This window comes from Agrobacterium sp. 22-221-1 (genome assembly GCF_053522445.1).
This window is the reverse complement of the sequence record NZ_JBNWCL010000004.1, coordinates 277,222-298,683: the sequence shown is the minus strand read 5'-3', so window position 1 is coordinate 298,683 and position 21,462 is coordinate 277,222. Positions and strand designations below refer to the sequence as shown.

General features: G+C 59.9%; 19 protein-coding genes and 1 riboswitch. Of the genes, 14 read left to right on the top strand and 5 right to left on the bottom strand.

Annotated elements, in window-relative coordinates:
- Positions 1-113: 113 nt before the first annotated feature.
- Both ACQZ5N_RS08765 and purH read left to right on the top strand, forming a co-directional pair.
- Positions 114-1,781, top strand: a complete 1,668-nt coding sequence (locus ACQZ5N_RS08765) for a heparinase II/III family protein (protein WP_448732731.1) — start codon at positions 114-116, stop codon at positions 1,779-1,781.
- A 152-nt stretch (positions 1,782-1,933) separates the two neighbouring features.
- Positions 1,934-3,550, top strand: a complete 1,617-nt coding sequence (purH, locus tag ACQZ5N_RS08760) for a bifunctional phosphoribosylaminoimidazolecarboxamide formyltransferase/IMP cyclohydrolase (protein WP_448732691.1) — start codon at positions 1,934-1,936, stop codon at positions 3,548-3,550.
- A gap of 86 nt (positions 3,551-3,636) precedes the next feature.
- On the opposite strand, the gene ACQZ5N_RS08755 is transcribed toward purH, so the two are convergent.
- Complete coding sequence (locus ACQZ5N_RS08755) at positions 3,637-5,169, bottom strand: UxaA family hydrolase (protein WP_020809849.1); 1,533 nt, start codon at positions 5,167-5,169, stop codon at positions 3,637-3,639.
- A 42-nt stretch (positions 5,170-5,211) separates the two neighbouring features.
- On the bottom strand, positions 5,212-5,904 hold the full coding sequence (locus ACQZ5N_RS08750) for a FadR/GntR family transcriptional regulator (RefSeq protein WP_003520219.1): 693 nt from the start codon (positions 5,902-5,904) through the stop codon (positions 5,212-5,214).
- A gap of 254 nt (positions 5,905-6,158) precedes the next feature.
- Here ACQZ5N_RS08750 and ACQZ5N_RS08745 point away from each other — a divergent pair, with 254 nt between their 5' ends.
- From ACQZ5N_RS08745 to ACQZ5N_RS08705, 9 genes are all read left to right on the top strand, one after another.
- Positions 6,159-7,724 (top strand): sugar ABC transporter ATP-binding protein, encoded by a 1,566-nt coding sequence (locus ACQZ5N_RS08745; protein WP_448732690.1) that lies wholly within the window; start codon positions 6,159-6,161, stop codon positions 7,722-7,724.
- 8 nt (positions 7,725-7,732) lie between these two features.
- Positions 7,733-8,755 carry an ABC transporter permease gene (locus ACQZ5N_RS08740; protein WP_003520221.1) on the top strand — a complete coding sequence of 341 codons (1,023 nt, stop codon included), beginning with the start codon at positions 7,733-7,735 and terminating at the stop codon, positions 8,753-8,755.
- A gap of 76 nt (positions 8,756-8,831) precedes the next feature.
- Positions 8,832-9,773, top strand: a complete 942-nt coding sequence (locus ACQZ5N_RS08735) for an ABC transporter substrate-binding protein (RefSeq protein WP_003520222.1) — start codon at positions 8,832-8,834, stop codon at positions 9,771-9,773.
- 65 nt (positions 9,774-9,838) lie between these two features.
- Positions 9,839-10,852, top strand: a complete 1,014-nt coding sequence (locus tag ACQZ5N_RS08730) for an aldo/keto reductase (protein ID WP_448732689.1) — start codon at positions 9,839-9,841, stop codon at positions 10,850-10,852.
- Positions 10,853-10,856: 4 nt separating this feature from the next.
- The gene (locus tag ACQZ5N_RS08725) at positions 10,857-11,678 is read left to right on the top strand and encodes an amidohydrolase family protein (RefSeq protein ID WP_448732688.1); all 822 of its coding nucleotides are present in this window, start codon (positions 10,857-10,859) and stop codon (positions 11,676-11,678) included.
- A 3-nt stretch (positions 11,679-11,681) separates the two neighbouring features.
- Entirely contained in the window at positions 11,682-12,692 is a 1,011-nt protein-coding gene (locus tag ACQZ5N_RS08720; RefSeq protein ID WP_448732687.1) for a zinc-binding alcohol dehydrogenase family protein, read from the top strand.
- A complete protein-coding gene (locus tag ACQZ5N_RS08715; RefSeq protein WP_448732686.1) occupies positions 12,689-13,822 on the top strand; it encodes a mannitol dehydrogenase family protein in 1,134 nt (377 codons plus the stop codon). Before ACQZ5N_RS08720 ends, ACQZ5N_RS08715 begins: the two co-directional genes overlap by 4 nt.
- An 11-nt stretch (positions 13,823-13,833) precedes the next feature.
- Positions 13,834-14,163 (top strand): L-rhamnose mutarotase, encoded by a 330-nt coding sequence (locus tag ACQZ5N_RS08710; RefSeq protein ID WP_448732685.1) that lies wholly within the window; start codon positions 13,834-13,836, stop codon positions 14,161-14,163.
- Between the two features lie 36 nt (positions 14,164-14,199).
- Entirely contained in the window at positions 14,200-15,477 is a 1,278-nt protein-coding gene (locus ACQZ5N_RS08705) for an L-fuconate dehydratase (RefSeq protein WP_448732684.1), read from the top strand.
- Here ACQZ5N_RS08705 and cobD read toward each other — a convergent pair.
- A complete protein-coding gene (cobD, locus tag ACQZ5N_RS08700; RefSeq protein ID WP_448732683.1) occupies positions 15,459-16,505 on the bottom strand; it encodes a threonine-phosphate decarboxylase CobD in 1,047 nt (348 codons plus the stop codon). The genes ACQZ5N_RS08705 and cobD overlap by 19 nt on opposite strands.
- Here cobD and cbiB point away from each other — a divergent pair.
- Positions 16,504-17,469, top strand: coding sequence for an adenosylcobinamide-phosphate synthase CbiB (gene cbiB / locus ACQZ5N_RS08695; protein WP_448732682.1), 966 nt, complete (start codon positions 16,504-16,506; stop codon positions 17,467-17,469). The genes cobD and cbiB overlap by 2 nt on opposite strands.
- Here the strand turns inward: cbiB and ACQZ5N_RS08690 are convergent.
- Positions 17,456-18,913 (bottom strand): cobyric acid synthase, encoded by a 1,458-nt coding sequence (locus ACQZ5N_RS08690; RefSeq protein WP_448732681.1) that lies wholly within the window; start codon positions 18,911-18,913, stop codon positions 17,456-17,458. The two genes, cbiB and ACQZ5N_RS08690, sit on opposite strands and share 14 nt — an antisense overlap.
- 1 nt (position 18,914) lies before the next feature.
- On the bottom strand, positions 18,915-19,532 hold the full coding sequence (cobO, locus tag ACQZ5N_RS08685) for a cob(I)yrinic acid a,c-diamide adenosyltransferase (protein WP_059760031.1): 618 nt from the start codon (positions 19,530-19,532) through the stop codon (positions 18,915-18,917).
- Between the two features lie 134 nt (positions 19,533-19,666).
- A riboswitch (cobalamin riboswitch) is annotated at positions 19,667-19,881 on the top strand.
- A 121-nt stretch (positions 19,882-20,002) separates the two neighbouring features.
- Between cobO and ACQZ5N_RS08680 the strand changes: the two genes are divergently transcribed.
- Both ACQZ5N_RS08680 and cobW read left to right on the top strand, forming a co-directional pair.
- Positions 20,003-20,428 (top strand): DUF1636 family protein, encoded by a 426-nt coding sequence (locus ACQZ5N_RS08680; protein WP_448732680.1) that lies wholly within the window; start codon positions 20,003-20,005, stop codon positions 20,426-20,428.
- The gene (cobW, locus tag ACQZ5N_RS08675) at positions 20,425-21,462 is read left to right on the top strand and encodes a cobalamin biosynthesis protein CobW (RefSeq protein ID WP_448732679.1); all 1,038 of its coding nucleotides are present in this window, start codon (positions 20,425-20,427) and stop codon (positions 21,460-21,462) included. Before ACQZ5N_RS08680 ends, cobW begins: the two co-directional genes overlap by 4 nt.

Sequence of the window (21,462 nt, the reverse complement as noted above, 5' to 3'; positions counted from 1 at the left end):
CTTTCGCGAATCATTAGATATTTATCGAAAACGTTCCGGTCGTCGCGGTTCACTGATAAAAACAAAACATGTGAAACGGGAAACACAGCTTGTTAGGGTCCTTTGCAGGCAGCATGAATGCCGCCGGTCTTCTGTCGCGGATGGCGTATCGTCATCTGTGTGTCGGCCTCACCCCTTTGCGCCTGCATATGTCGCGATTTGCCACCCGTGCGCCAGACGGTCTGGTGGCAGCGCCGACCGATCTCAGAGCCATCGATCCCTATTTCGCAGAGGAACTGTTGCGGGGCCGCATCGCGCTGGCCGGGCGTGTCATCGAAACCGGCGGAGCTTCGCCATTCCAGGTGGAATATCCCTCGGCGGTCTTTGAAGAGCGGTTGCATGCATTCAGTTGGCTACGGCATATTCGCTCCGATAAATCGAGCGAGGCCTGCAAACGGGCGCGCCGCATCGTTGCGGAATGGATGGTGCTTCATGGCAAACGGCTTGCAGGCACTGCCTGGTCGCCGGAAATCGCCGCACAAAGGCTGATTGCCTGGCTTTCGCACTCTCCCGTGGTTTTATACGAGGCCGATGCCGGCTTTTATCGCCGGTTCCTGAAAAGCCTCGCCTTTCATGTGCGTTATCTCGAAAGAATCGTCCGACACGCGCCCGATGGCGAAGCGCGGCTGAGGATCAGGATTGCCTTGGCTATAGCTTCCATCGCCATGCCAACGCGCCTTTCGCGGATAACGCGGAATGGAATGAAGCTGGCTCAGGAAATGGAACGCCAGATTCTGCCCGATGGCGGGCATGTTTCCCGCAATCCACGCGTCATGCTGGACCTGCTGCTCGATCTCCTGCCGCTTCGGCAAAGTTATATCAATCTCGGCCATGATCTGCCGTCGGGTCTGGTGCCGGCGATAGACCGCATGTTCCCGGCGATCCGGTTCTTCCGGCATCAGGGTGGCGATCTCGCGCTGTTCAACGGTGCCACGGCGACGCTTGCCAATGAGCTTGTTTCCGTGCTGCGCTATGATGAAACGGCCGGCCGGCCCTCCAAGGTCCTGCCGGACGTGAACTATCACCGGCTTGCGACGGACGATACGGTCATCATCGTGGATACGGGCTATCCCGGCTCGGCGGAGCTTTCACGCAATGCCCATTCAGGTTGCCTGTCTTTCGAAATGTCCTGCGGCAAGAACCGCTTCATCGTCAATTCCGGCTTTCCACGCAACGCCGCGCCGGAATATCAGCGGGCCAGCCGTTCCACGGCGGCGCATTCCACCGTCACGCTTGCGGATACATCATCCTGCAGACTGTCACGCTCGCGGCTGCTTGGTCCGATCATGGTGTCAGGCGTTAGCCACGTCGACAGCCGGCGTGGAACGGATGCAAACGGCAATGACATCCTGTGGGCGTCTCATGACGGTTATTTGCAGAATTTCGGCTGCTACCATGAGCGGGAAATAGAATTGAATGCGGCCGGCACCAAGATAAAGGGTCGAGATCTGCTTCGAGCCGATGCGAGTGCGGCGAAAACGCAATTGCAGTCGGTCACGGCGGTTTCACGTTTCCATATTCACCCCCACATTCAGATACACCAGCGGGATGAAGAGTCTGCCTATCTGGAGGCGGCAGATGGAACCGTCTGGCTGTTTTCCGCACCCGGGCTCGAGCTTTTCGTCACCGAGGATGTCTTCATGGCCGATGCATCCGGTATGCGCCCGTCGCAGCAGATCGAACTCCCCTTCAATCTCGCAAATACGCGGGAAATTCGCTGGCTCATCGAACGCCAGGCCTAGACAATTTCCGGCGGTGCCGGTCAAAAACCACCATAGTTTTCTCCGTTCGGCATCCCCGCTGTTTATTAATCCGGTAAGCTGTGTTAACGCGGCGGCAATTGCTGGATCAATCCCATTCCAGCCTGTCCTCCCCGTTAAACGGAGTATGCCTGATGGCCGTCGTGTCCAAGAAAATCCCCGCCCCCGATAAGGTTAAAATCCGCACGGCGCTTCTTTCCGTGTCCGACAAGACTGACATTATCGAACTGGCGACGGTTCTGTCGAAGCTTGGCGTCAAGCTTCTGTCGACCGGTGGAACGGCGAAGGCCATTGCCGAAGCAGGCCTGCCTGTGACGGATGTCTCCGACGTAACGAATTTTCCCGAGATCATGGATGGCCGCGTCAAGACACTGCATCCGAATGTCCATGGCGGGCTTCTGGCCATCCGAGACGATGCGGAACATGTCGAGGCGATGAAGGCGCATGGCATCGAGGCGATCGATCTTTCGGTCATTAATCTCTATCCCTTCGAGGAAGTTCGCGCCAAGGGCGGCGATTATCCGACGACGGTGGAAAACATCGATATTGGCGGCCCGGCGATGATCCGCGCTTCCGCCAAAAACCATGCCTATGTCACTGTTGTTACCGATCCGTCTGACTATCCCGATCTGGTTGAGGCCCTGCAGGCCGATGACGGCCAGACATCCTATGCGCTGCGCCAGCGTTTTGCCGCCAAGGCCTATGCCCGCACCGCCGCCTATGATGCGGTGATTTCCAACTGGTTTGCCGAGGCGCTTGCGATCGAAACGCCGGATTACCGCGCCATCGGCGGCGCGCTGAAAGAAAAGATGCGGTATGGCGAAAATCCGCACCAGAGCGCTGGTTTTTACTTCACCGGCGAAAAGCGTCCTGGCGTCGCAACCGCGACGCTGCTTCAGGGCAAGCAGCTTTCCTATAACAACATCAATGACACCGATGCAGCTTACGAGCTCGTGGCGGAATTCCTGCCGGAAAATGCGCCGGCAGTCGCTATCATCAAACACGCCAACCCCTGCGGTGTGGCGACGGGTCCGACACTTGCCGAAGCTTACCGGCGGGCGCTGGCATGCGATTCCGTTTCCGCTTTTGGCGGCGTGATTGCCCTGAACCGCACGCTCGATGCGGAGACGGCGGAAGAAATCGTCAAGCTCTTCACCGAAGTCATCATCGCGCCTGATGTCACCGAAGAAGCCAAGTCCATCATCGCCCGCAAGCCGAACCTGCGCCTTCTGGCCGCTGGCGGACTGCCTGATCCACGCGCGGCCGGTATTACCGCGAAGACCGTCTCGGGCGGCCTGCTGGTGCAGAGCCGCGACAATGGCATGGTCGAGGATCTGGACCTCAAGGTCGTCACCAAGCGTGCGCCGACGTCGCAGGAACTTGAAGACATGAAGTTTGCCTTCAAGATCGCCAAGCATGTGAAGTCCAATGCTGTCATTTACGCCAAGGACGGGCAGACCGCGGGTATCGGCGCCGGCCAGATGAGCCGTGTGGATTCGGCCCGTATCGCTGCCCAGAAGGCGGAAGATGCCGCCAAGGCTCTTGGCCTTGCCGAACCGTTGACGCGCGGCTCCGCCGTCGCTTCGGAAGCATTTTATCCCTTTGCTGACGGCTTGCTCGCCGCGATTGCCGCAGGTGCCACCGCTGTCATCCAGCCGGGCGGCTCCATGCGCGATCAGGAAGTGATCGACGCCGCGAATGAGCATAATGTGGCAATGGTCTTTACCGGCATGCGCCACTTCCGCCACTAAGCGCGGAAATAGGCAGAAATGACAAAGGCCCGGAAATCACTTTCCGGGCCTTTTGTTTCACGTGGGACAGTCTTGGTGCGGCAGGTTCAGGTCACTGCGCCGACCTGCCACGGCACAAATTCGTTGTCGCCGTAGTCGTAGATCTCGCTGACGGTCTTGTCGCCAGAGGCCACCGCCAGAATATGCTCGAAAATTCGTTTGCCGGATTCTTCGATGGTTTCAGCGCCGGTGACGATCTCGCCGCAATTGATATCCATGTCTTCCTTCATGTGTTCATACATTTCGGAATTGGTGGCGATCTTGATGCAGGGTGATGGCTTGAAGCCCGAAACCGAGCCGCGACCGGTGGTGAAACAGATGACGTTGCAACCGCCGGCGACCTGGCCGGTGACGGCAACGGGGTCATAGCCGGGCGTATCCATGAAGACGAAACCCTGTTCCGTCACGGTTTCGGCGAATTCATAAACCGCCTTCAGCGGCATGGAGCCGCCCTTGGCGACCGCGCCCAGCGATTTCTCCAGAATGGTGGTCAGGCCGCCAAGCTTGTTACCGTGGGAGGGGTTGTTGTTGAGTTCGTCGCCATTACGGGCGGTATAATCACGCCACCAATCGATACGCTGTAGGAGCTTCTCGGCGACGGCGGGGGTGACGGCGCGCTTCGTCAGGAGGTGTTCAGCGCCGTAAATCTCCGGCGTCTCCGAGAGGACTGTGGTACCGCCGTTACGGACGATGAGGTCGGAGGCATAACCCAGAGCCGGGTTGGCGGAAATGCCGGAATAACCATCCGAACCGCCGCATTCCAGCGCCACCTTCAGCTTGGAAAGCGGTTGCTCCGTGCGGCGGGCGGCATTGACCATCGGCAGCATGGCCTTGATCTCGGCAATCGCCGCATCGATCGTCTTGCGGGTGCCGCCATGCTGCTGGATCGTCATGGTGCGCAGCCGCTCACCCTCTTCCATCTTGTAATGTTCGAGAATGGGCGCGATCTGGTTGGTTTCACAACCGAGGCCGATCAGCAGAATGCCGCCGAAATTCGGATGGCGGGCATAGCCCTGAATGGTGCGGATCAGCAGGCGGTAACCTTCCGATTTCGTATTCAGCGCACAGCCGCCGCCATGGGTCAGCGCCACGACGCCATCGACATTGTCGAAACCATCAAGGCCGCCCTGCTTGTTGAAATAATCCGCGATGTAACGCGACACCGTGGCGGAACAGTTCACCGAGGCGATGACGCCGATATAGTTTCGTGTTCCGACACCACCGAGGCCGCGGTCATAACCCCTGAACGTCCGGCGTTCGGCTTCCGGCACCATGCCCTTTTCTTCGATATCGACGCTGAACTGATGCGCGTGTTCGGAAGGCACCATGGCGAGATTGTGCAGGTGCACGTGCCGGCCGGGCTCGATATCCTGGGTGGCAATACCGATGACCTGTCCGTATTTCAGCACCTCATCGCCCGATTTGATGAATTTGAGGGCCACCTTGTGCCCGCGCCCGATCAGCTCAAGCGCTGCCAGATCGCCCCTGCCCGTCGCGCCGCCGGCCGGAATGGACCGACGCGCCACCGCAACATTGTCGTTGGCGTTCAGCAAAATGGTTGCCTCGGAATTCTCACTCACGGGTTTTCCTCCTCCCGGTATATTGCCTGCTATGTTTCTAGATCAGTTTTCGACCCAGCGTCTCTTCGAACCTTCCAGGTGGGTATGCATGGCGGCCTGGGCCAGCAGCGGGTCTTTCAGTTCAAGCGCCGCCAGAATGGCCTCGTGTTCCTGAAGCGCATGGGTCCAGGTATCGCGGTCTTCGAATTTCACGCGAAGCTGGGCCGAAATGGGGCTGTGGCGCTCATCGAAGAGGTTCGCCACCATTCGCGCCAAAACGCTGTTACCGGATTGCTCGGCTATGGTGACGTGAAACAGCCGATCCTGATCCAGAGGCTTGCGGCCGGCCTCTATTTCCCGCTGCATGGTATTGAGTATCTGGCGGAGGGTCGCGATTGTCTCATCGGTCATCCGGCTTGTCGCCAGCACGATGGTGGCACCCTCCAGCGCGGCGCGCGCCTGCATCAGTTCGGAGGGGCTATCACCGAGCGATTTGGTATGGTGGGTCGTCTGCAGCGCTTCCGCCGACACATAGACCCCGGAACCCATGCGAATTTCGACGGTGTTGTCGATTTCAAGCGCAATCAGCGCCTCACGCAAGGAAGGCCTCGATACGCCGAGCTTCTGTGCCAGTTCCCGCTCGGCGGGAAGCCGCGTGCCGGGCAGGAATTCACCCATATCGATGAGTTCGCGTATCTGATCCGCAATCTGCTGATAAAGCCTGCGCGGTTCCGCTATTTTGGCCTGACCACTCATGTGTTTTTTGACGAGTCCTGTCTGCAATTCATATTTGGCCTTACCGTAACGCCAAGCGTTTCAATACGCAAGGAATTACTTAAATATATGAAATTACGTATTTATTATCGGTTGTCGTTTCATGCATTGCTTCTGTTTTGGATATGGCTTCGCAAATTTTGGCCTAATTGGCTTGACCATTCTGAAAAACCGGCCTAACCATTTGGCCTGTTCATGACCCCGGTGGAGCGGGGATACGGGTGGGAGGTTTCCAGATGTCGCACGGCGCATCGACAATTCGGGGCGATTTTTCGCCTGAACAGATGGCGCATGGACAACGTGCGGTGCTCCTGCGCCTCGATAATATCAGCAAGGAATTTCCCGGCGTCAAAGCACTGTCGAACGTGCATTTCGATCTGCGCGCCGGCGAGGTGCATGCCGTCTGCGGCGAAAATGGCGCGGGAAAATCGACGCTGATGAAGATCGTCAGCGGCGTCTATCAGCCGAGCGACGGCACCATCCTTCATAAAGGTGTGAAGGTGCAATATGCATCGCCGCTGGAATCCGAAGCCGCCGGCATCGCCATCATCCACCAGGAACTGAACCTCGTTCCGCACCTTTCCGTTGCCGAAAACATCTATCTTGCGCGCGAACCGCGTCGCGGTTTCCTCGTCGACCGCAAGAAGCTGCGCCTCGATGCCAAGCGTTGTCTCGACCGGCTGGGTGTCGATATCGACCCTGACCAGATCGTCCGCGGTCTTTCGGTCGCCCAATGTCAGATGGTGGAAATCGCCAAGGCGCTTTCTCTTGACGCTGAAGTGCTCATCATGGATGAGCCGACCTCTTCGCTGACCGAGAAGGAAACCCGGCTCCTGTTCAAGGTCATTCGCGATCTCAAGGCATCCGGTGTCGGGATCGTTTATATTTCCCACCGTCTCGATGAAATGGCCGAAATCGTCGACCGTGTGACGGTTCTGCGCGACGGACGTTACATTTCGACCGACGATTTCGCTTCGATCACCGTTGACGACATCGTCACGCGCATGGTCGGGCGTTCGCTGGAAGACAAATTCCCCGAGCGTACATCGCGCCCCACGGAAGATGTTATTTTTTCCGTCGAGGGCCTGACGCGCAGCGGCGTGTTTCACGACGTCGGTTTTTCGCTGCGACGTGGTGAAATCCTCGGTTTTGCCGGGCTGATGGGTGCCGGCCGCACCGAAGTCGCCCGGGCGATCTTCGGCGCCGATCCGCTCGATGCGGGCAGGATCGTTTTCAACGGGCGCGAACTTTCGATCAATTCGCCGCAGGACGCCATCGAGGAGGGCATCGCCTATCTCTCGGAAGACCGCAAAAGCGATGGTCTCGCCATCAAGATGTCGGTGGCGGCCAATACGACGCTTGCCAATCTCGGCGAGGTTTCCAACCGTTTCGGCCTGATCGATTTCAAGAAACATGACGATGTGGCAAAGCGCTACGTCGATCTCCTGAATATCCGTACTCCCTCCATCGGGCAGACGGTGAGGCTGCTCTCCGGCGGCAATCAGCAGAAAATCATCATCGGCAAATGGTTGTTCCGGCAATCTCGTGTGCTGTTTTTCGACGAGCCGACACGCGGCATCGATGTCGGCGCGAAATTCGCGATCTACAAGATCATGGACGAGCTCGCCGCGCAGGGTATCGGCGTCATTCTCATCAGCTCGGAACTGCCGGAAATTCTGGGGCTGACGGATCGTATCGCCGTTTTCCACCAGGGCCGGATTACGGGCGTGCTCGAAACCGCCAAGACCAATCAGGAAGAAATCATGCGGTATGCGTCCGGTTACGGCCGGACCGCGCAGTGAGGAACGACATGGCCAATATTGCAGAAACCAAGAAGAGCTTCGCAGTCAGCGACCGCCAGAAGGACATTATCCAGAAGTTTGCGGCGCTAGGCAGCCTCTTTGCGCTTGTCGCGGTCTTTTCCGCCACCAGCAGCGCCTTCTTCACCGTCAATAACGGCATGACGATTGCGTTGCAGGTCACGTCCATCGCGCTGCTCGGCATCGGGGCTACCTGTGTCATCATCACCGGCGGCATCGATCTTTCCGTCGGTTCGGTGCTTGCGCTCGCCGGTGTCGTCGCCGCCCTTGCGGTGAAGGAACTCGGCATGCCGGTGCCGGTCGGCATGTTGCTCGGCATTCTGACGGGGTCGCTCTGCGGTCTCATCAACGGTCTTCTGGTCACCCGTTTCAAGCTGCCGCCTTTCATCGCCACCCTCGGCATGATGCTGATCGCCCGTGGCGTGGCGTTGCAGATCACCGGTGCTCGCGCCGTCTCCGGCCTTGGCGAATCTTTCGGCGAACTCGGCAATGGCGCTCTCTTCCGAATCGTCACTATCGGTGACGACGGTTTTCCGAATGTGGTGTTTCCCGGCATCCCCTACCCCGTCATCCTGATGGTGGTGATTGCGCTTGCGGTTTCCTTCATGCTCAACCGCTCTATCCTCGGCCGTCACATTTACGCTGTCGGTTCCAACGCCGAAGCCGCGCGCCTTTCCGGCGTCAATGTCGCCCGCGTCACCAATTTCACCTACATCCTGTCCGGCACGCTCGCCGGGTTGACGGGCTGCGTGCTGATGTCGCGCCTCGTCACCGCTCAGCCGAATGAAGGTGTGATGTATGAGCTGGACGCCATTGCCAGCGCCGTTATCGGCGGCACATCGCTGATCGGTGGCGTCGGCACGATTTCCGGCACGGCCATTGGCGCCTTCGTCATCGGCATCCTGCGCAACGGTCTCAATATGAACGGCGTCTCCGCCTTCACGCAACAGATCATCATCGGCCTCGTCATTCTGGTCACCGTCTGGATCGACCAGTTGCGCAATCGCCGCTGATCAAGGGCCTGCGGACCCTTTCCGCAAAAAAGATCGGCAAGGGGAGGCCCGGTATGCCGACATCACGGAGGAAGAAATGAAGAAAATTGCGACTGCCCTTCTGACATCCGCAATTGCGCTGTGGAGCGTTTCCACCGTGCAGGCCGGCGAAATCGCTGTCATCGTCAAGACCGTCAACTCCACCTTCTGGCAGAACGTCCAGAAGGGTGCTGATGCGGCGATGAAGAACTCTTCCGGCAACACCATGACCTTCCAGGGTCCGGCTGCCGAGTCCGCCATTGCCGACCAGGTCAACATGGTTGAAAACGCCATCAACCGTAAGGTCGCGGGCATTGTTCTGGCACCTTCCGATCCGGACGCGCTGGTGCCTGCCGTCAAGAAGGCCTGGGAAGCCCGTATTCCGGTGGTTCTGATCGACTCGCAGCTCGCAAAGGGCTCGGAGCAATATTACCAGTCGTTTCTGGCGACCGATAACAAGAAAGCCGGCGAACTGGCAGCGCAGGCGTTGATCGACAAGGTGGGCAAGGAAGGCAAGATCGCCGTCATGTCCTATGTTGCCGGTGCCGGTTCTGAAATCGGCCGTGTCGGCGGTTTCACCGATTACATCCAGATGAATTCCAACCTGAAGATTGTCGGCCCGTTCTATTCGCAGTCGCAGATGGCGACCGCGCTGAACCAGACGACAGACGTTCTGGCCGCCAATTCCGATCTCAAGGGCATTTTCGGCGCCAATGAGCCGACGGCAATCGGCGTCGGCCGCGCGCTTGCCCAGAGCGGTAAGGCCGGCAAGGTCGTCGCCATCGGCTTCGACGGCAACCAGGACCTTCAGGGCTTCGTCAAGGATGGCACGCTGGCCGGCATCGTGGTTCAGGGTTCCTATCAGATGGGTGAAAAGGGCGTAGAGACCATTTCCAAGCTCATCGGCAAGGAAAAGGTCGAGAAGTTCGTCGACACCGGCGTCGTTGTTGTCACCAAGGACAATATCGAGAAGCCCGAAGCCAAGAACGTTCTTTATTGATTGCGTGATGACGCGCCGCTTTGCGGCGGCGCGTCTTTCCAAAGACAAGCTGGAAAGTCCCTGCGATGAAAGTCTCCGATACACGTAAATTGCCGCGCCGCGCCGTCGACGTTACCGTCATGGGCCTCGGTTGCGCCCAGATGGGCAATCTCTACCGCGTCACGCCCTATGAAGAGTCCAAGGGTGCGTTCGACAAGGCATGGGAAAGCGGCATGCGTTATTTCGATACCGCGCCGTTCTACGGCTATACGCGGTCGGAGCGCCGCCTCGGCACCATGGTGACGGAGCATGACCGGAACGAATACACGCTGAGCACCAAGGTTGGCCGTGTGATGGTGCCGGACGAGACCGTCGGTCCGGATGAGGATGCCTATATAGCGCCCCTGCCGTTCCGCCCGGTCTATGATTATTCCTATGACGGTATCCTGCGCTCCTTCGAGGCAAGCCAGCAACGGCTCGGTGTTCTGAAACCGGATATTCTTTATGTGCATGATATCGGCTCCTTCACCCATGGCGAAAAGCACCGGCATTACTGGGAGCAGCTGACCACGGGCGGTGGCTTCCGGGCGCTTGGCAAGCTGCGCGAGGAAGGATCGACGGGGGCCGTCGGCCTTGGCGTCAATGAGTGGGAAATCGTCAGCGACGCCATGGATGTGTTCGATATCGACGTCGCCATGCTTGCCGGTCGTTATACGCTGCTGGAGCAGCAGAGCCTTGCTTTCATGAACCGTTGCGCTGAAAGCGGTGTCGCCATCGTTGTCGCCGGTGCATTCAATTCCGGCATTCTGGCTGGCAACCGCAAATTCAATTATGCCGATGCGCCTGCCGATATTCTCACGCGTGTCGATGCGCTGCAGGGTGTTTGCGAGGAACTCGGCGTATCGCTGCAGGCGGCCGCGCTGCAGTTTCCGCTCGCCCATCCGGCATCTGTCACGGTCGTTTCGGGTGCGCGCAATGCGCAGCAGCTCGCCTCCAATATCGAGTGGTTCGAACAGTCTATCCCGGATGAATTCTGGTCCGAACTGCACAGGCGCGGCCTGATTGCCGAAGGTGCGCCTGTACCGGGCGGAAAGGCCTGAGGCAATGCTCATCGACGCCCACCAGCATCTCTGGCTGATGAAGGATCGCGCCGGGCAGTGGCCGCCGCCGTCGCTCGCCGCCATCTACCGGGATTTTCTCCCCGCCGACCTGTCGCCTTTGCTGGCCGCTGCTGGCGTTTCCGGCACCGTGCTGGTGCAGACGATGGAGACGGCGGCCGACACGGATTTCATGCTGGCGCTGGCGGAAAAGACCGATTTCATAAAGGGTGTTGTCGGCTGGGTGGATATGAAATCCGCCGATGCGGCGAGTGAAATCGCCCGTCGGGCAAAACATCCGGCGTTCAAGGGCATCCGCCCGATGTTGCAGGGCATGGAGGATGTCGCCTGGATCGATGATCCGGCACTCGATCCCGCCGTGGCGGGGCTGGTAAAACATGGTCTGGCGTTCGATGCGCTGGTCCTGCCGCCCAATCTGCCGCATCTCTTCGCCTTTGCCCGCCGCCATCCGCAATTGCCTGTCGTCATCGACCATGGCGCGAAGCCGTTGATTGCTACCGGTCACTACAGCGACTGGCGCAAGGATATGGCCGCTCTGGCGGCTCTCCCGAATGTCCATTGCAAGCTTTCCGGTCTGCTGACCGAGCGCGGTGAGCAGCGGCCGGAAGCGATACGGCCTTATGCCGAGACCATTCTGGAACTCTTTGGCGGCAACCGCGTGATTTTTGGCAGTGACTGGCCGGTGTTGCGGCTGGCGGGCGATTATCAGGCGTGGCTGGATTTCTGCCGCGATATCGTGCCTGCAGAGGACCATGCGGCAGTTTTCGGCGGTAACGCCGTTCGTTTTTATTCCCTTTCCCACAGGTGATGCATGCTGGCGATTTTCTGCGAAACCCCAGGTCAACTCGTCTCCAAGGAACTGCCAAAGCCAGCGCGTGGCGAAGGTGAAGTCCTGGTGCGTATTCGGCGCATCGGGGTTTGCGGCACGGACCTGCACATCTTCACCGGCAACCAGCCTTATCTTTCCTATCCGCGTATCATGGGCCATGAGCTTTCCGGCACGGTGGAAGAGGCGCCGCAAGGCAGCCATCTGTGCGCCGGCGACGTGGTCACCGTCATTCCCTATATTTCTTGCGGCAAATGCAGCGCCTGCCTGAAGGGCAAGAGCAATTGCTGCCGCAATATCGGTGTGCTGGGCGTTCATCGCGATGGCGGCATGGTCGAATATCTGAGCGTGCCGCAGCAATTCGTGCTGAAGGCGGAGGGGCTGAGTCTCGATCAGGCGGCGATGACCGAATTTCTGGCTATCGGTGCGCATGCGGTGCGCCGGGGGGCAGTCGAGAAGGGGCAGAAGGTTCTGATCGTCGGCGCCGGCCCGATTGGCATGGCGGTTGCGGTTTTCGCGGTTCTCGATGGCGGTGAAGTGACCATGATCGACGGACGTACCGACCGGCTGAATTTCTGCAGGGAGCATCTCGGGGTCGCACACACGGTGACACTCGGCGAGGGCGACCGGGATCGCCTCTCCGACATTACCGGCGGCGATTTTTTCGATGCGGTCTTCGATGCGACCGGCAATCCGAAAGCCATGGAGCGCGGCTTTTCCTTTGTCGGCCATGGCGGTTCCTATGTACTGGTCTCCATCGTCGCCAGCGATATCAGCTTCAACGATCCGGAGTTCCACAAGCGTGAGACGACGCTGCTCGGCAGCCGCAATGCCACGCCCCAGGATTTCGAGCGCGTCCTGCAGGCGCTTCGGGAAGGCAAGGTACCGGAAGCGCTGATCACCCATCGCATGACGCTTGCCGATGTGCCCTCCAGATTCGCCGGCCTGACCGATCCGAAGGCCGGAGTGATCAAGGGCATGGTGGAGGTCGCATGACGCCCGATACGCCCATCCTGCAATTCGGCACCAGCCGCTTTCTTCTGGCGCATGCGGATCTCTTTGTTTCGCAGGCGCTGGACAAGGGCGAGGCTGTCGGGCGCATCGCGATTGTCCAGACGACAGGCAATGCGGAGAGCCTGAAGCGTGTTGCGGCGCTGAACAGCGGGGCACCTTACCCCGTGCGTATTCGCGGTATCCGCGATGGGCAGGAAGTGGATGAGGAAATTCAGGGCGGGGCTGTCGCGCGGGCGCTGACGGCTGCGACCGACTGGGCCGAAGTGCGCCGCCTTGCCTGCGAGGCCGAGGTTATTCTGTCCAATACGGGCGATCGCGGTTATGAGCTGGATTCGGCGGATAATGCCGGGCTTGCTGACGATTTCACGATCGTACCGAAAAGCTTTCCGGCAAAACTCTGCATGTTGCTGCTGGAGCGTTTTCAGCGCAATCCGGAAGCGCCTGTGTCCATCTTCCCCTGTGAGCTCGTGCCGCGCAATGGCGAAAAGCTGAAACAGGTCATTCGCCGGCTTGCCGATGAATGGCAATTGCCGGCTGGTTTTGCCTTTTATCTGAATGAGAAGTGCCGTTTCGCCAATAGTCTGGTGGATCGCATTGTCTCCGAGCCTATCGACCCGGTGGGTGCGGTGGCGGAACCCTATGCGCTATGGGCTATAGAGAAGCAGGACGGGCTTGTCCTTCCCTGTACGCACCCTGCCGTGGTGCTGACGGACGATCTCGATCACTATGAAAAGCTGAAGCTTTTCCTGCTCAATCTCGGCCATTCCTATCTGGCGGAACGCTGGTTGCAGGATGCGCGTGCGAAGGACGAGACGGTGCGTCAGGCAATGGCCGACGATGCTCTCGTTGCGGATCTGGAGACGCTTTGGCGGAGCGAGGTTCTGCCGGTCTTTGCCGCTGAAGGCATGGGGGACGATGCGCAGGCCTATATTGGCGTGCTGCGGGAGCGTTTGCGCAATCCCTTTCTCGCGCATCGGCTCTCCGATATCGCCGGCAACCACGATGAAAAGAAGCGCCGCCGCTTTGTCCCGGTCATTGCTGCGGCAGAACGGCTGGGTTTGGACCTGCCGCAGACAAAGCTGCGCGCTGCGCTCGCCACCATCAAGCAATAACGGAGTTTTTCATGCAGCGCATGGGCATGGTCATAGGCGTCAAACCGGAAATGATCGGGGAGTATAAAAGGCTGCATGCAGCCGTCTGGCCTGAAATTCTGGCGCTTATCAGCGACTGCAATATCCGCAACTACACGATCTTCCTGCGCGAGCCGGAAAATCTGCTCTTCGGCTACTGGGAATATCACGGCAGCGATATCAGCGCCGACATGGCGAAGATGGCCGCAAGCCCCAAGAACCAGGAATGGTGGTCCTTCACCATTCCCTGCCAGCAACCGCTCGAAAGCCGGAAGGAAGGCGAGTGGTGGGCGATGATGGAAGAAACCTTCCACCACGATTGAACGATTTCCTTTGACACTGACCGCGAGTGAACGGCCATGACCAAAATTACTGATCTGCGTGTTTTCGACCTGCGTTTTCCGACCTCCCAGAGCCTCGACGGTTCGGATGCTATGAACCCCGACCCGGATTATTCGGCGGCTTATGTCATTCTCGATACCGATGAGCCGGGTCTCAAAGGCCACGGGCTGACCTTCACCATCGGCCGCGGTAACGATATCTGCTGCATGGCCATCGAAGCGATGCGTCATCTGGTCGTCGGCACCGATCTTGCCACCGTCACCGAGAACCCCGGCAAATATTGGCGGCATCTGACCAGCGACAGCCAGCTGCGCTGGATCGGGCCGGACAAGGGCGCGATGCATCTCGCCACCGGCGCCGTCGTCAATGCCGTATGGGATCTGCTGGCCAAGAAGGCGGGCAAGCCGGTCTGGCAGCTCGTTGCCGATATGAGCCCGGAAGAAATCGCCGATATCGTCGACTATCGTTATCTGACCGACGTGCTGACCCGGGACGAGGCGCTTGCGATCCTCAAAAAAGCCGAAAGCGGCAAGAAGGAACGTATCGAGACGCTGAAGAGCGAAGGTTATGCCTGCTACACGACCTCGGCCGGCTGGCTCGGTTATGACGACGCCAAGCTGCGCCGTCTTTGCCAGGAAGCCATCGATGCCGGATTCAACCATGTAAAGATGAAGGTCGGCCGCGATCTGGAAGACGACATCCGCCGCCTCACCATTGCCCGTGAGGTGATCGGTCCCGACCGTTACCTGATGATCGACGCCAACCAGGTATGGGAAGTAGATCAGGCAATCGACTGGGTGAAGAAGCTCGCCTTCGCCAAGCCATTCTTCATTGAGGAGCCGACCAGCCCGGACGATATTGCCGGCCATCGCAAGATCCGCGCCGCCATCGGCCCGGTGAAGGTGGCGACCGGTGAAATGTGCCAGAACCGTATCATGTTCAAGCAGTTCATCGCCGAGGGCGCCATCGATGTGGTGCAGATCGATAGCTGCCGTATGGGCGGGCTGAACGAGGTGCTGGCGGTGCTGCTGATCGCCGCCAAATACAATTTGCCGGTCTGGCCGCATGCCGGTGGCGTCGGCCTTTGCGAATATGTGCAGCATCTGTCGATGATCGACTATCTGGTCGTATCAGGCACGAAGGAAGGCCGCGTGATCGAATATGTCGACCACCTGCACGAGCACTTCATCGAACCCTGCGATATCAGAAATGCCGCTTACATGCCGCCGAAACTGCCGGGCTTCTCCATCGAAATGAAGCCGGAGTCCATTGAGACCTACACTTTCGAGGAATAGTCAAAGGATGACAGCGCCTCCTTGAGCCGCTGCCACTCCGTTTCTCTACCGGGAAGGCCGAAACGCATGTCGTTCGGCCTTTCATCAAAAATGCGGACCAGAATGCCGTGTCGGCCAAGATGGCTGAACAGGTCTGCGGCGCGGGGAGCCCGCACCAGAGTAAACAGCGGTGTGCCGCCGGCAATTGCCAGCCCCGCTTTCTCCAGCATGGCGTTCATGCGCCGGGCGTCTTCGGCAAGGTGCAGACGCATGGATGATTGCCATTCCCCATCCGCAAGAGCCTGTGTCGCGATATGCAGCGCCGGGCCGGAAACCGCCCAGGGGCCGAGCCTTGCCTCCAGGTCGGCAGCGATATCGGGATGCGCAATCGCGAAACCCAGCCGAACGCCCGCCATGCCGTAAAACTTGCCGAAGGAGCGCAGGACCACCAGCGCATCCTGACCGGCGGCATCTGCGAGGCTTTCGGCAAGTCCCGTCTCTATGAAGGCTTCGTCCACGACGAGCAGTCCACCCTTGCGGCGCATGGTTTCGGCCAGCGACAACAATGCAGCGCGATCCGTGATGCGGCCATCGGGATTATTGGGATTGACCACCACGGCATAGTCATGAGCCGACATCGCGTTGATGTTTTCCACCTCGGTCACAGCCAGTCCGGCCATGCGTGCGGTCCGGGCATGTTCCGCATAGGCGGGTGAAAGCACGGCGCCGCTCTTGGCCCCGTGGGCGATAGCGATCTGGGCCAGCAATGGCATCAGCATCTGGGTGCCGGGGGAAAGCGCCACATGCCGGGCGGAAGGCGCATCGAAATGCGTTGCGGCCAGATGTCTCAATTTTTCGGCGGCGTCCGGTTCCGGCAGGCGCGCGAATGCGCTGGCGGGGACCGGCGAATGCGGATAGGAGTGCGGATTGATCCCGGTCGAAAGGTCGATCCACGGTTCCGGCGCTTCAGGAAACATCAGACGCGCCCTGCCGAGATTGCCGCCGTGACGGATCGCAGCTTTCGCCTTTTCTGGTACTGTCTCGCCCATGTTTTTTGCTCTCGCTTTCCTGTCGCTCGTGATCGAACGCCTGACCGGCTATCCGGACTGGCTGTTCAAACGCATCGGCCATCCCGTCACCTGGATCGGTTCGCTTATCGCGCTGCTGGACAAAAAATGGAACCGGGAGAGCGCGTCATTTTCACAGCGCAAGGGGGCAGGCGTGGCGGCTCTCGTTGTTTTCGCCGGGCTGACGCTGTTTGTCGCATGGTTAGCGCAATCCGTTCTGCTTTTCCTGCCCTTCGGCCTTTTGCTGGTCGCCGTGCTTGGCGCTTCGCTGCCGGCGCAGAAAAGTCTCGAGCAGCATGTGGAGGCTGTCGCCACTGCGCTGGAGCGCGAGGGTGTGGAAGGCGGCCGCAAGGCGGTATCGATGATCGTCGGGCGCGATCCGCAAAAGCTGGACGAGGCGGCGATCTGCCGGGCGGCGATCGAAAGTCTGGCAGAGAATTTTTCCGACGGCATCGTCGCGCCCGCCTTCTGGCTCGGTCTCCTGGGCCTGCCGGGCGGCGCGACCTACAAGGCGATCAATACGGCCGACAGCATGATCGGCCATCGCTCACCCCGCCATGAGGCCTTCGGCTGGGCCTCCGCCCGGCTGGACGATCTGGTCAATCTGCCGGCCTCACGGCTGAGCGGCGGTCTTTTCGTGGTCGCGGCGTTTTTTGTTAAGGGCGCATCACCTAGCGGGGCCATGGCAGCGATACGTCGCGATGCCCATCATCACCGTTCTCCCAATGCCGGCTGGCCGGAGGCGGCGCTGGCTGGCGCTCTCGGCTTTGCGCTCGCAGGGCCGCGCTCCTATGGCGGGCAGATGATCGAGGCGCGTTTCATGGGCGAAGGCGGCAGGGCGGCGCTGGTTGCCGGCGACATTCGCAGGGCGCTGCGGCTTGCGCGGGTTGCCGACCTGTTGTTGATCGGCCTGTTGGGACTTCTGGCGATCCTTATCGCGCTATAGCGAGCAGACGGTCGAGATCGAGGTGCTGTTCCATATGCGCCGCGAGGCGATCAAGAACGGCGTCCACCTGCGCATCGTAGTTCAGTTCCGTGTTCTGTCCGCCAAGCCGCTCAAGCCACGCGCCGCGTTGGCGGTCATCCGAAAACAGGCCGTGAATATAGGTGCCGAAGATGCGGCCGTCAGGCGACACAGCGCCGTCTTCATGCCCATCAATTTTCGAAAAAGGCAGGCTGTCGGTTCCGCGCGTGGTTTCACCGACATGCATTTCATAGCCGGATAAATCAACACCGTCGAAACTTTTCCCTGTAACGGAAACCAGCCTTTTGTCCCCCGTCAGAACAGTGTCGACATCCAGCAGGCCGAGCCCGTCGACTGTTGCCGGCGGTCCTTCGATGCCTTCGGGATCGGCAACGGTTTTTCCAAGCATCTGGTATCCGCCGCAGAGGCCCAGAACATAGCCGCCGCGTCTCACATGCGCCTTGATATCGATGTCGAGCCCTGTATTTTTCAGCACGGCAAGATCGGCGATGGTGGTTTTCGAGCCGCAAAGCAGTACCAGTCGGCAATCGGCGGGAATGGTTTCGCCCGGCCGCACGCGGATGAGCTCGACATCCGGTTCCATGTCCAGCGGATCGAGATCGTCGAAATTGGAAATATGCGGCAGGATCGGCACGGCGATGCGGATCTTTGCGCTAGGTTTCCGCTCAGCCGGGCCGGAAAGCCCGAGAGCATCCTCTGCCGGCAACTTAGCGGCGTCGGCAAAATGCGGCAGGAGCCCGATGGAGGCCCAGTCGGTCTTTTCCTCAATTATCCGCATGCCGTCCGAAAACAGGGCCGGGTCGCCGCGAAAGCGATTGACGATGAAACCTTCGATCATCGCCGCGTCTTCAGCTTCGAGCACGACTTTGGTGCCGACGAGGCTGGCGATGACGCCGCCCCGGTCGATATCGCCGATCAGGATCACAGGCGCGTCCGCAGCTCTCGCAAAACCCATATTGGCGATGTCATTGGCACGCAGGTTGATTTCTGAGGCGCTGCCCGCGCCTTCCACCAGCACCAGATCGGCCTGTTGTTTCAGGCGGTTGAAGCTTTCGAGCACGCGCGGCATCAGCCCGGCCTTCATGTGCTGATAATCGGCCGCTTTGGCATTTCCGGCGATCTTGCCCTGCACCACCACCTGTGCGCCGGTCTCGCTCTGTGGCTTCAGGAGCACCGGGTTCATGTGCACGGAAAGCGGCACGCCCGCCGCCCGTGCCTGCAGCGCCTGCGCGCGGCCAATCTCGCCGCCATCGGCGGTGACCGCCGCATTGTTCGACATGTTCTGCGGTTTGAACGGCATGACGGACAGGCCGCGCTTGACGAAGGCACGGGCAAGGCCGGCCACCATCAGCGATTTGCCGACATCCGAGCCGGTTCCCTGAAACATCAGCACACGTGCAGCCATGTCAGAATTCTATCCCCGCCTGCGCCTTCACGCCCGCCTTGAAGTGATGTTTCACGAGGGTCATTTCCGTCACCATATCAGCCGCGTCGATGAGCGGTTGCTTGGCGTTGCGGCCGGTAACGATGACATGCAGATCGGGCCTGCGGCTAGAAAGCGTTTCGACCACCTCTTCCAGCGGCAGGTAATCGTAACGGAGCGCGATATTCAGCTCATCGAGGATCAGCAGGCCGATGGTCTCGTCGGCCATCAGTACCTTGGCTTCTTCCCAGGCCTTTGCCGCCGCTGCGACGTCGCGTTTCAAATCCTGTGTGTCCCAGGTGAACCCTTCGCCCATGGTGCGCCACACGACCCTGTCGCCGAACAAAGTCAGCGCCTGCTGTTCTCCCGTCGACCATGCGCCCTTGATGAATTGAACGACACCGACCCGCCGCCCGGTGCCGAGCATGCGCAGGGCAAGACCGAAAGCGGCGGTGGATTTGCCCTTGCCCGGGCCGGTATTGATCATCAGCAGACCTTTTTCGATGGTCTTTTCCGCAACCTCGGCGTCCTGCACCGTCTTGCGGTTGACCATTTTCTGCCGGTGACGTTCGGCTTCGCTGTCGCTGATGTCGCGTGTCATCGCGTTTTCCTTTTCATCCAGCGGTGCGGGACCCGGTGCCCCCGCCGTTCGGAGCGGCGACTATACCCAATTTGCCGCACCCGGCAATGTGCGGGCCACAGGGCCGCGGCATTGACCCTCACGCCCGTTCAGCCTAAGGGTAACGGACTGACGGTCTTTTCCCGGCAACGGGAAAAGCTAAGAGGGAACACGGTTCCAGCCCGACTACCGGGTCATTCCGTGGCTGCCCCCGCAACTGTAAGCGGTAAGCCCGCACCGTAAAGCCACTGGACACCTCAACGGGTTCGGGAAGGCGGTGTCAGGGTGTAAAGCCGCGAGCCAGGAGACCTGCCGTTTCAGGAAAAACGTCTGCCGGGCGGGGTGCTCCGGTCAGTCGGTTAGATCGAACATCCGGTTTGCGCCTGTCCGCTTACCGTATTCGACATCCGCACCCCCGAGATTTTTTTGCAAGGCGCGGGAAACGATACGGTTTGGATATTTCAGCGACATCTTCATGTGCAGGCGGAAACACGCAGGACGAAACGGCGTCCGGCGTGACCGTCTTCGTTTGCAGAAGCTGTCGCGATGAAGCCGACCCCAATGCCGAACCGCGCCCCGGCTCACGCCTCGCCGATGCCGTCATCGCAAAGGCGGAGGAAACGGGTGTCACCGTTCGTTCCGTCAACTGCCTCGCCAATTGCAAGCGCGGGCTTAGCGCCGTGCTGCGCAGCACCGATGGCTGGTCCTATGTTTTTGGCGGGCTGACAATAAGTGACGCGGAAGATTTGCTGACCGGCGCGCGGCTGCTGGCTGCCGCCCCCGACGGTTTGATGCCCTGGCGCGGCCGCCCCGAACCCTTAAAGCGCGGCATGGTGGCGCGCATTCCCCCATTCGATTTTACCGAGGAGAGATCATGAGCACCCTTCTGGACCGCGTTCCCTGCACCATCGTCACCGGCTTTCTGGGGGCTGGCAAAACCACGTTGCTGCGCGGCCTTCTCGAAAAGCTGGACGGCAAGCGGCTGGCGATCATCGTCAACGAATTCGGCGATATCGGCATCGATGGCGAGATTCTCAAAGGTTGCGGTATTGAAAGCTGCCCGGAAGAAAACATCGTCGAACTGGCCAATGGCTGCATCTGCTGCACGGTGGCGGATGATTTCCAGCCCGCCATCGAACAGATTCTGAGCCGCCAGCCGAAGGTGGAGCATATCCTCATCGAAACCTCGGGCCTCGCCCTGCCGAAGCCGCTGGTGCAGGCCTTCCAGTGGCCGGCGATCAAGAGCCGCGTGACGGTGGATGCCGTCGTGGCCGTGGTGGATGGCGCTGCCCTTGCCGAAGGGCAGGTGGCGCACGACATGGAAGCACTCGCGGCCCAACGGGCCAATGACGAGGCGCTCGATCACGATGACCCGGTCGAAGAGGTTTTCGAGGATCAGGTCGCCTGCGCCGATCTTATCGTGCTGACCAAGGCCGATCTTCTTGACGATGCCGGCCTGGACAGGGCCAAGGCGCATGTTCTCGAACATCTGCCGAAGGCGGCAAAGATCGTCGTGGCTTCCAATGGCGCCATCGACCCCGCCGTGCTGATCGGTCTTGGCCTTGCGGTGGAAGAGGATATCGAAAACCGCCGTACCCATCATGACGGTGAACTCGACCACGAGCATGACGATTTCGACAGTTTCGTCATCGATCTGCCGGCCGTGACCGATCCGGAAGCGCTGGCAGCCCGTATCGCCGAGACGGCGGCTGCGGAAAATGTCCTGCGCATCAAGGGCTTCATCGAGGTTTCCGCAAAGCCGATGCGCCTGCAGGTGCAGGCTGTCGGCAGCCGTGTCAACCATTATTACGACCGCCCTTGGGCTGCGGGTGAGGAACGCCGCAGCCGCCTCGTCGTCATCGGCGAAAAGGGCATCAACCGCGAAAAGATCGAACAGATGCTGGCCGCCTGA

Coding starts and splice junctions, on each gene's coding strand:
- cobW (WP_448732679.1), top strand. CDS start 20,425: ATGAGCACCCTTCTGGACCGCGTTCCCTGCACCATCGTCACCGGCTTT.
- ACQZ5N_RS08750 (WP_003520219.1), bottom strand. CDS start 5,904: ATGAGTGGTCAGGCCAAAATAGCGGAACCGCGCAGGCTTTATCAGCAG.
- ACQZ5N_RS08705 (WP_448732684.1), top strand. CDS start 14,200: ATGACCAAAATTACTGATCTGCGTGTTTTCGACCTGCGTTTTCCGACC.
- cobO (WP_059760031.1), bottom strand. CDS start 19,532: ATGACACGCGACATCAGCGACAGCGAAGCCGAACGTCACCGGCAGAAA.
- ACQZ5N_RS08725 (WP_448732688.1), top strand. CDS start 10,857: ATGCTCATCGACGCCCACCAGCATCTCTGGCTGATGAAGGATCGCGCC.
- ACQZ5N_RS08720 (WP_448732687.1), top strand. CDS start 11,682: ATGCTGGCGATTTTCTGCGAAACCCCAGGTCAACTCGTCTCCAAGGAA.
- ACQZ5N_RS08765 (WP_448732731.1), top strand. CDS start 114: ATGAATGCCGCCGGTCTTCTGTCGCGGATGGCGTATCGTCATCTGTGT.
- ACQZ5N_RS08730 (WP_448732689.1), top strand. CDS start 9,839: ATGAAAGTCTCCGATACACGTAAATTGCCGCGCCGCGCCGTCGACGTT.
- ACQZ5N_RS08740 (WP_003520221.1), top strand. CDS start 7,733: ATGGCCAATATTGCAGAAACCAAGAAGAGCTTCGCAGTCAGCGACCGC.
- cbiB (WP_448732682.1), top strand. CDS start 16,504: ATGTTTTTTGCTCTCGCTTTCCTGTCGCTCGTGATCGAACGCCTGACC.
- cobD (WP_448732683.1), bottom strand. CDS start 16,505: ATGGGCGAGACAGTACCAGAAAAGGCGAAAGCTGCGATCCGTCACGGC.
- ACQZ5N_RS08715 (WP_448732686.1), top strand. CDS start 12,689: ATGACGCCCGATACGCCCATCCTGCAATTCGGCACCAGCCGCTTTCTT.
- ACQZ5N_RS08735 (WP_003520222.1), top strand. CDS start 8,832: ATGAAGAAAATTGCGACTGCCCTTCTGACATCCGCAATTGCGCTGTGG.
- purH (WP_448732691.1), top strand. CDS start 1,934: ATGGCCGTCGTGTCCAAGAAAATCCCCGCCCCCGATAAGGTTAAAATC.
- ACQZ5N_RS08745 (WP_448732690.1), top strand. CDS start 6,159: ATGTCGCACGGCGCATCGACAATTCGGGGCGATTTTTCGCCTGAACAG.
- ACQZ5N_RS08710 (WP_448732685.1), top strand. CDS start 13,834: ATGCAGCGCATGGGCATGGTCATAGGCGTCAAACCGGAAATGATCGGG.
- ACQZ5N_RS08690 (WP_448732681.1), bottom strand. CDS start 18,913: ATGGCTGCACGTGTGCTGATGTTTCAGGGAACCGGCTCGGATGTCGGC.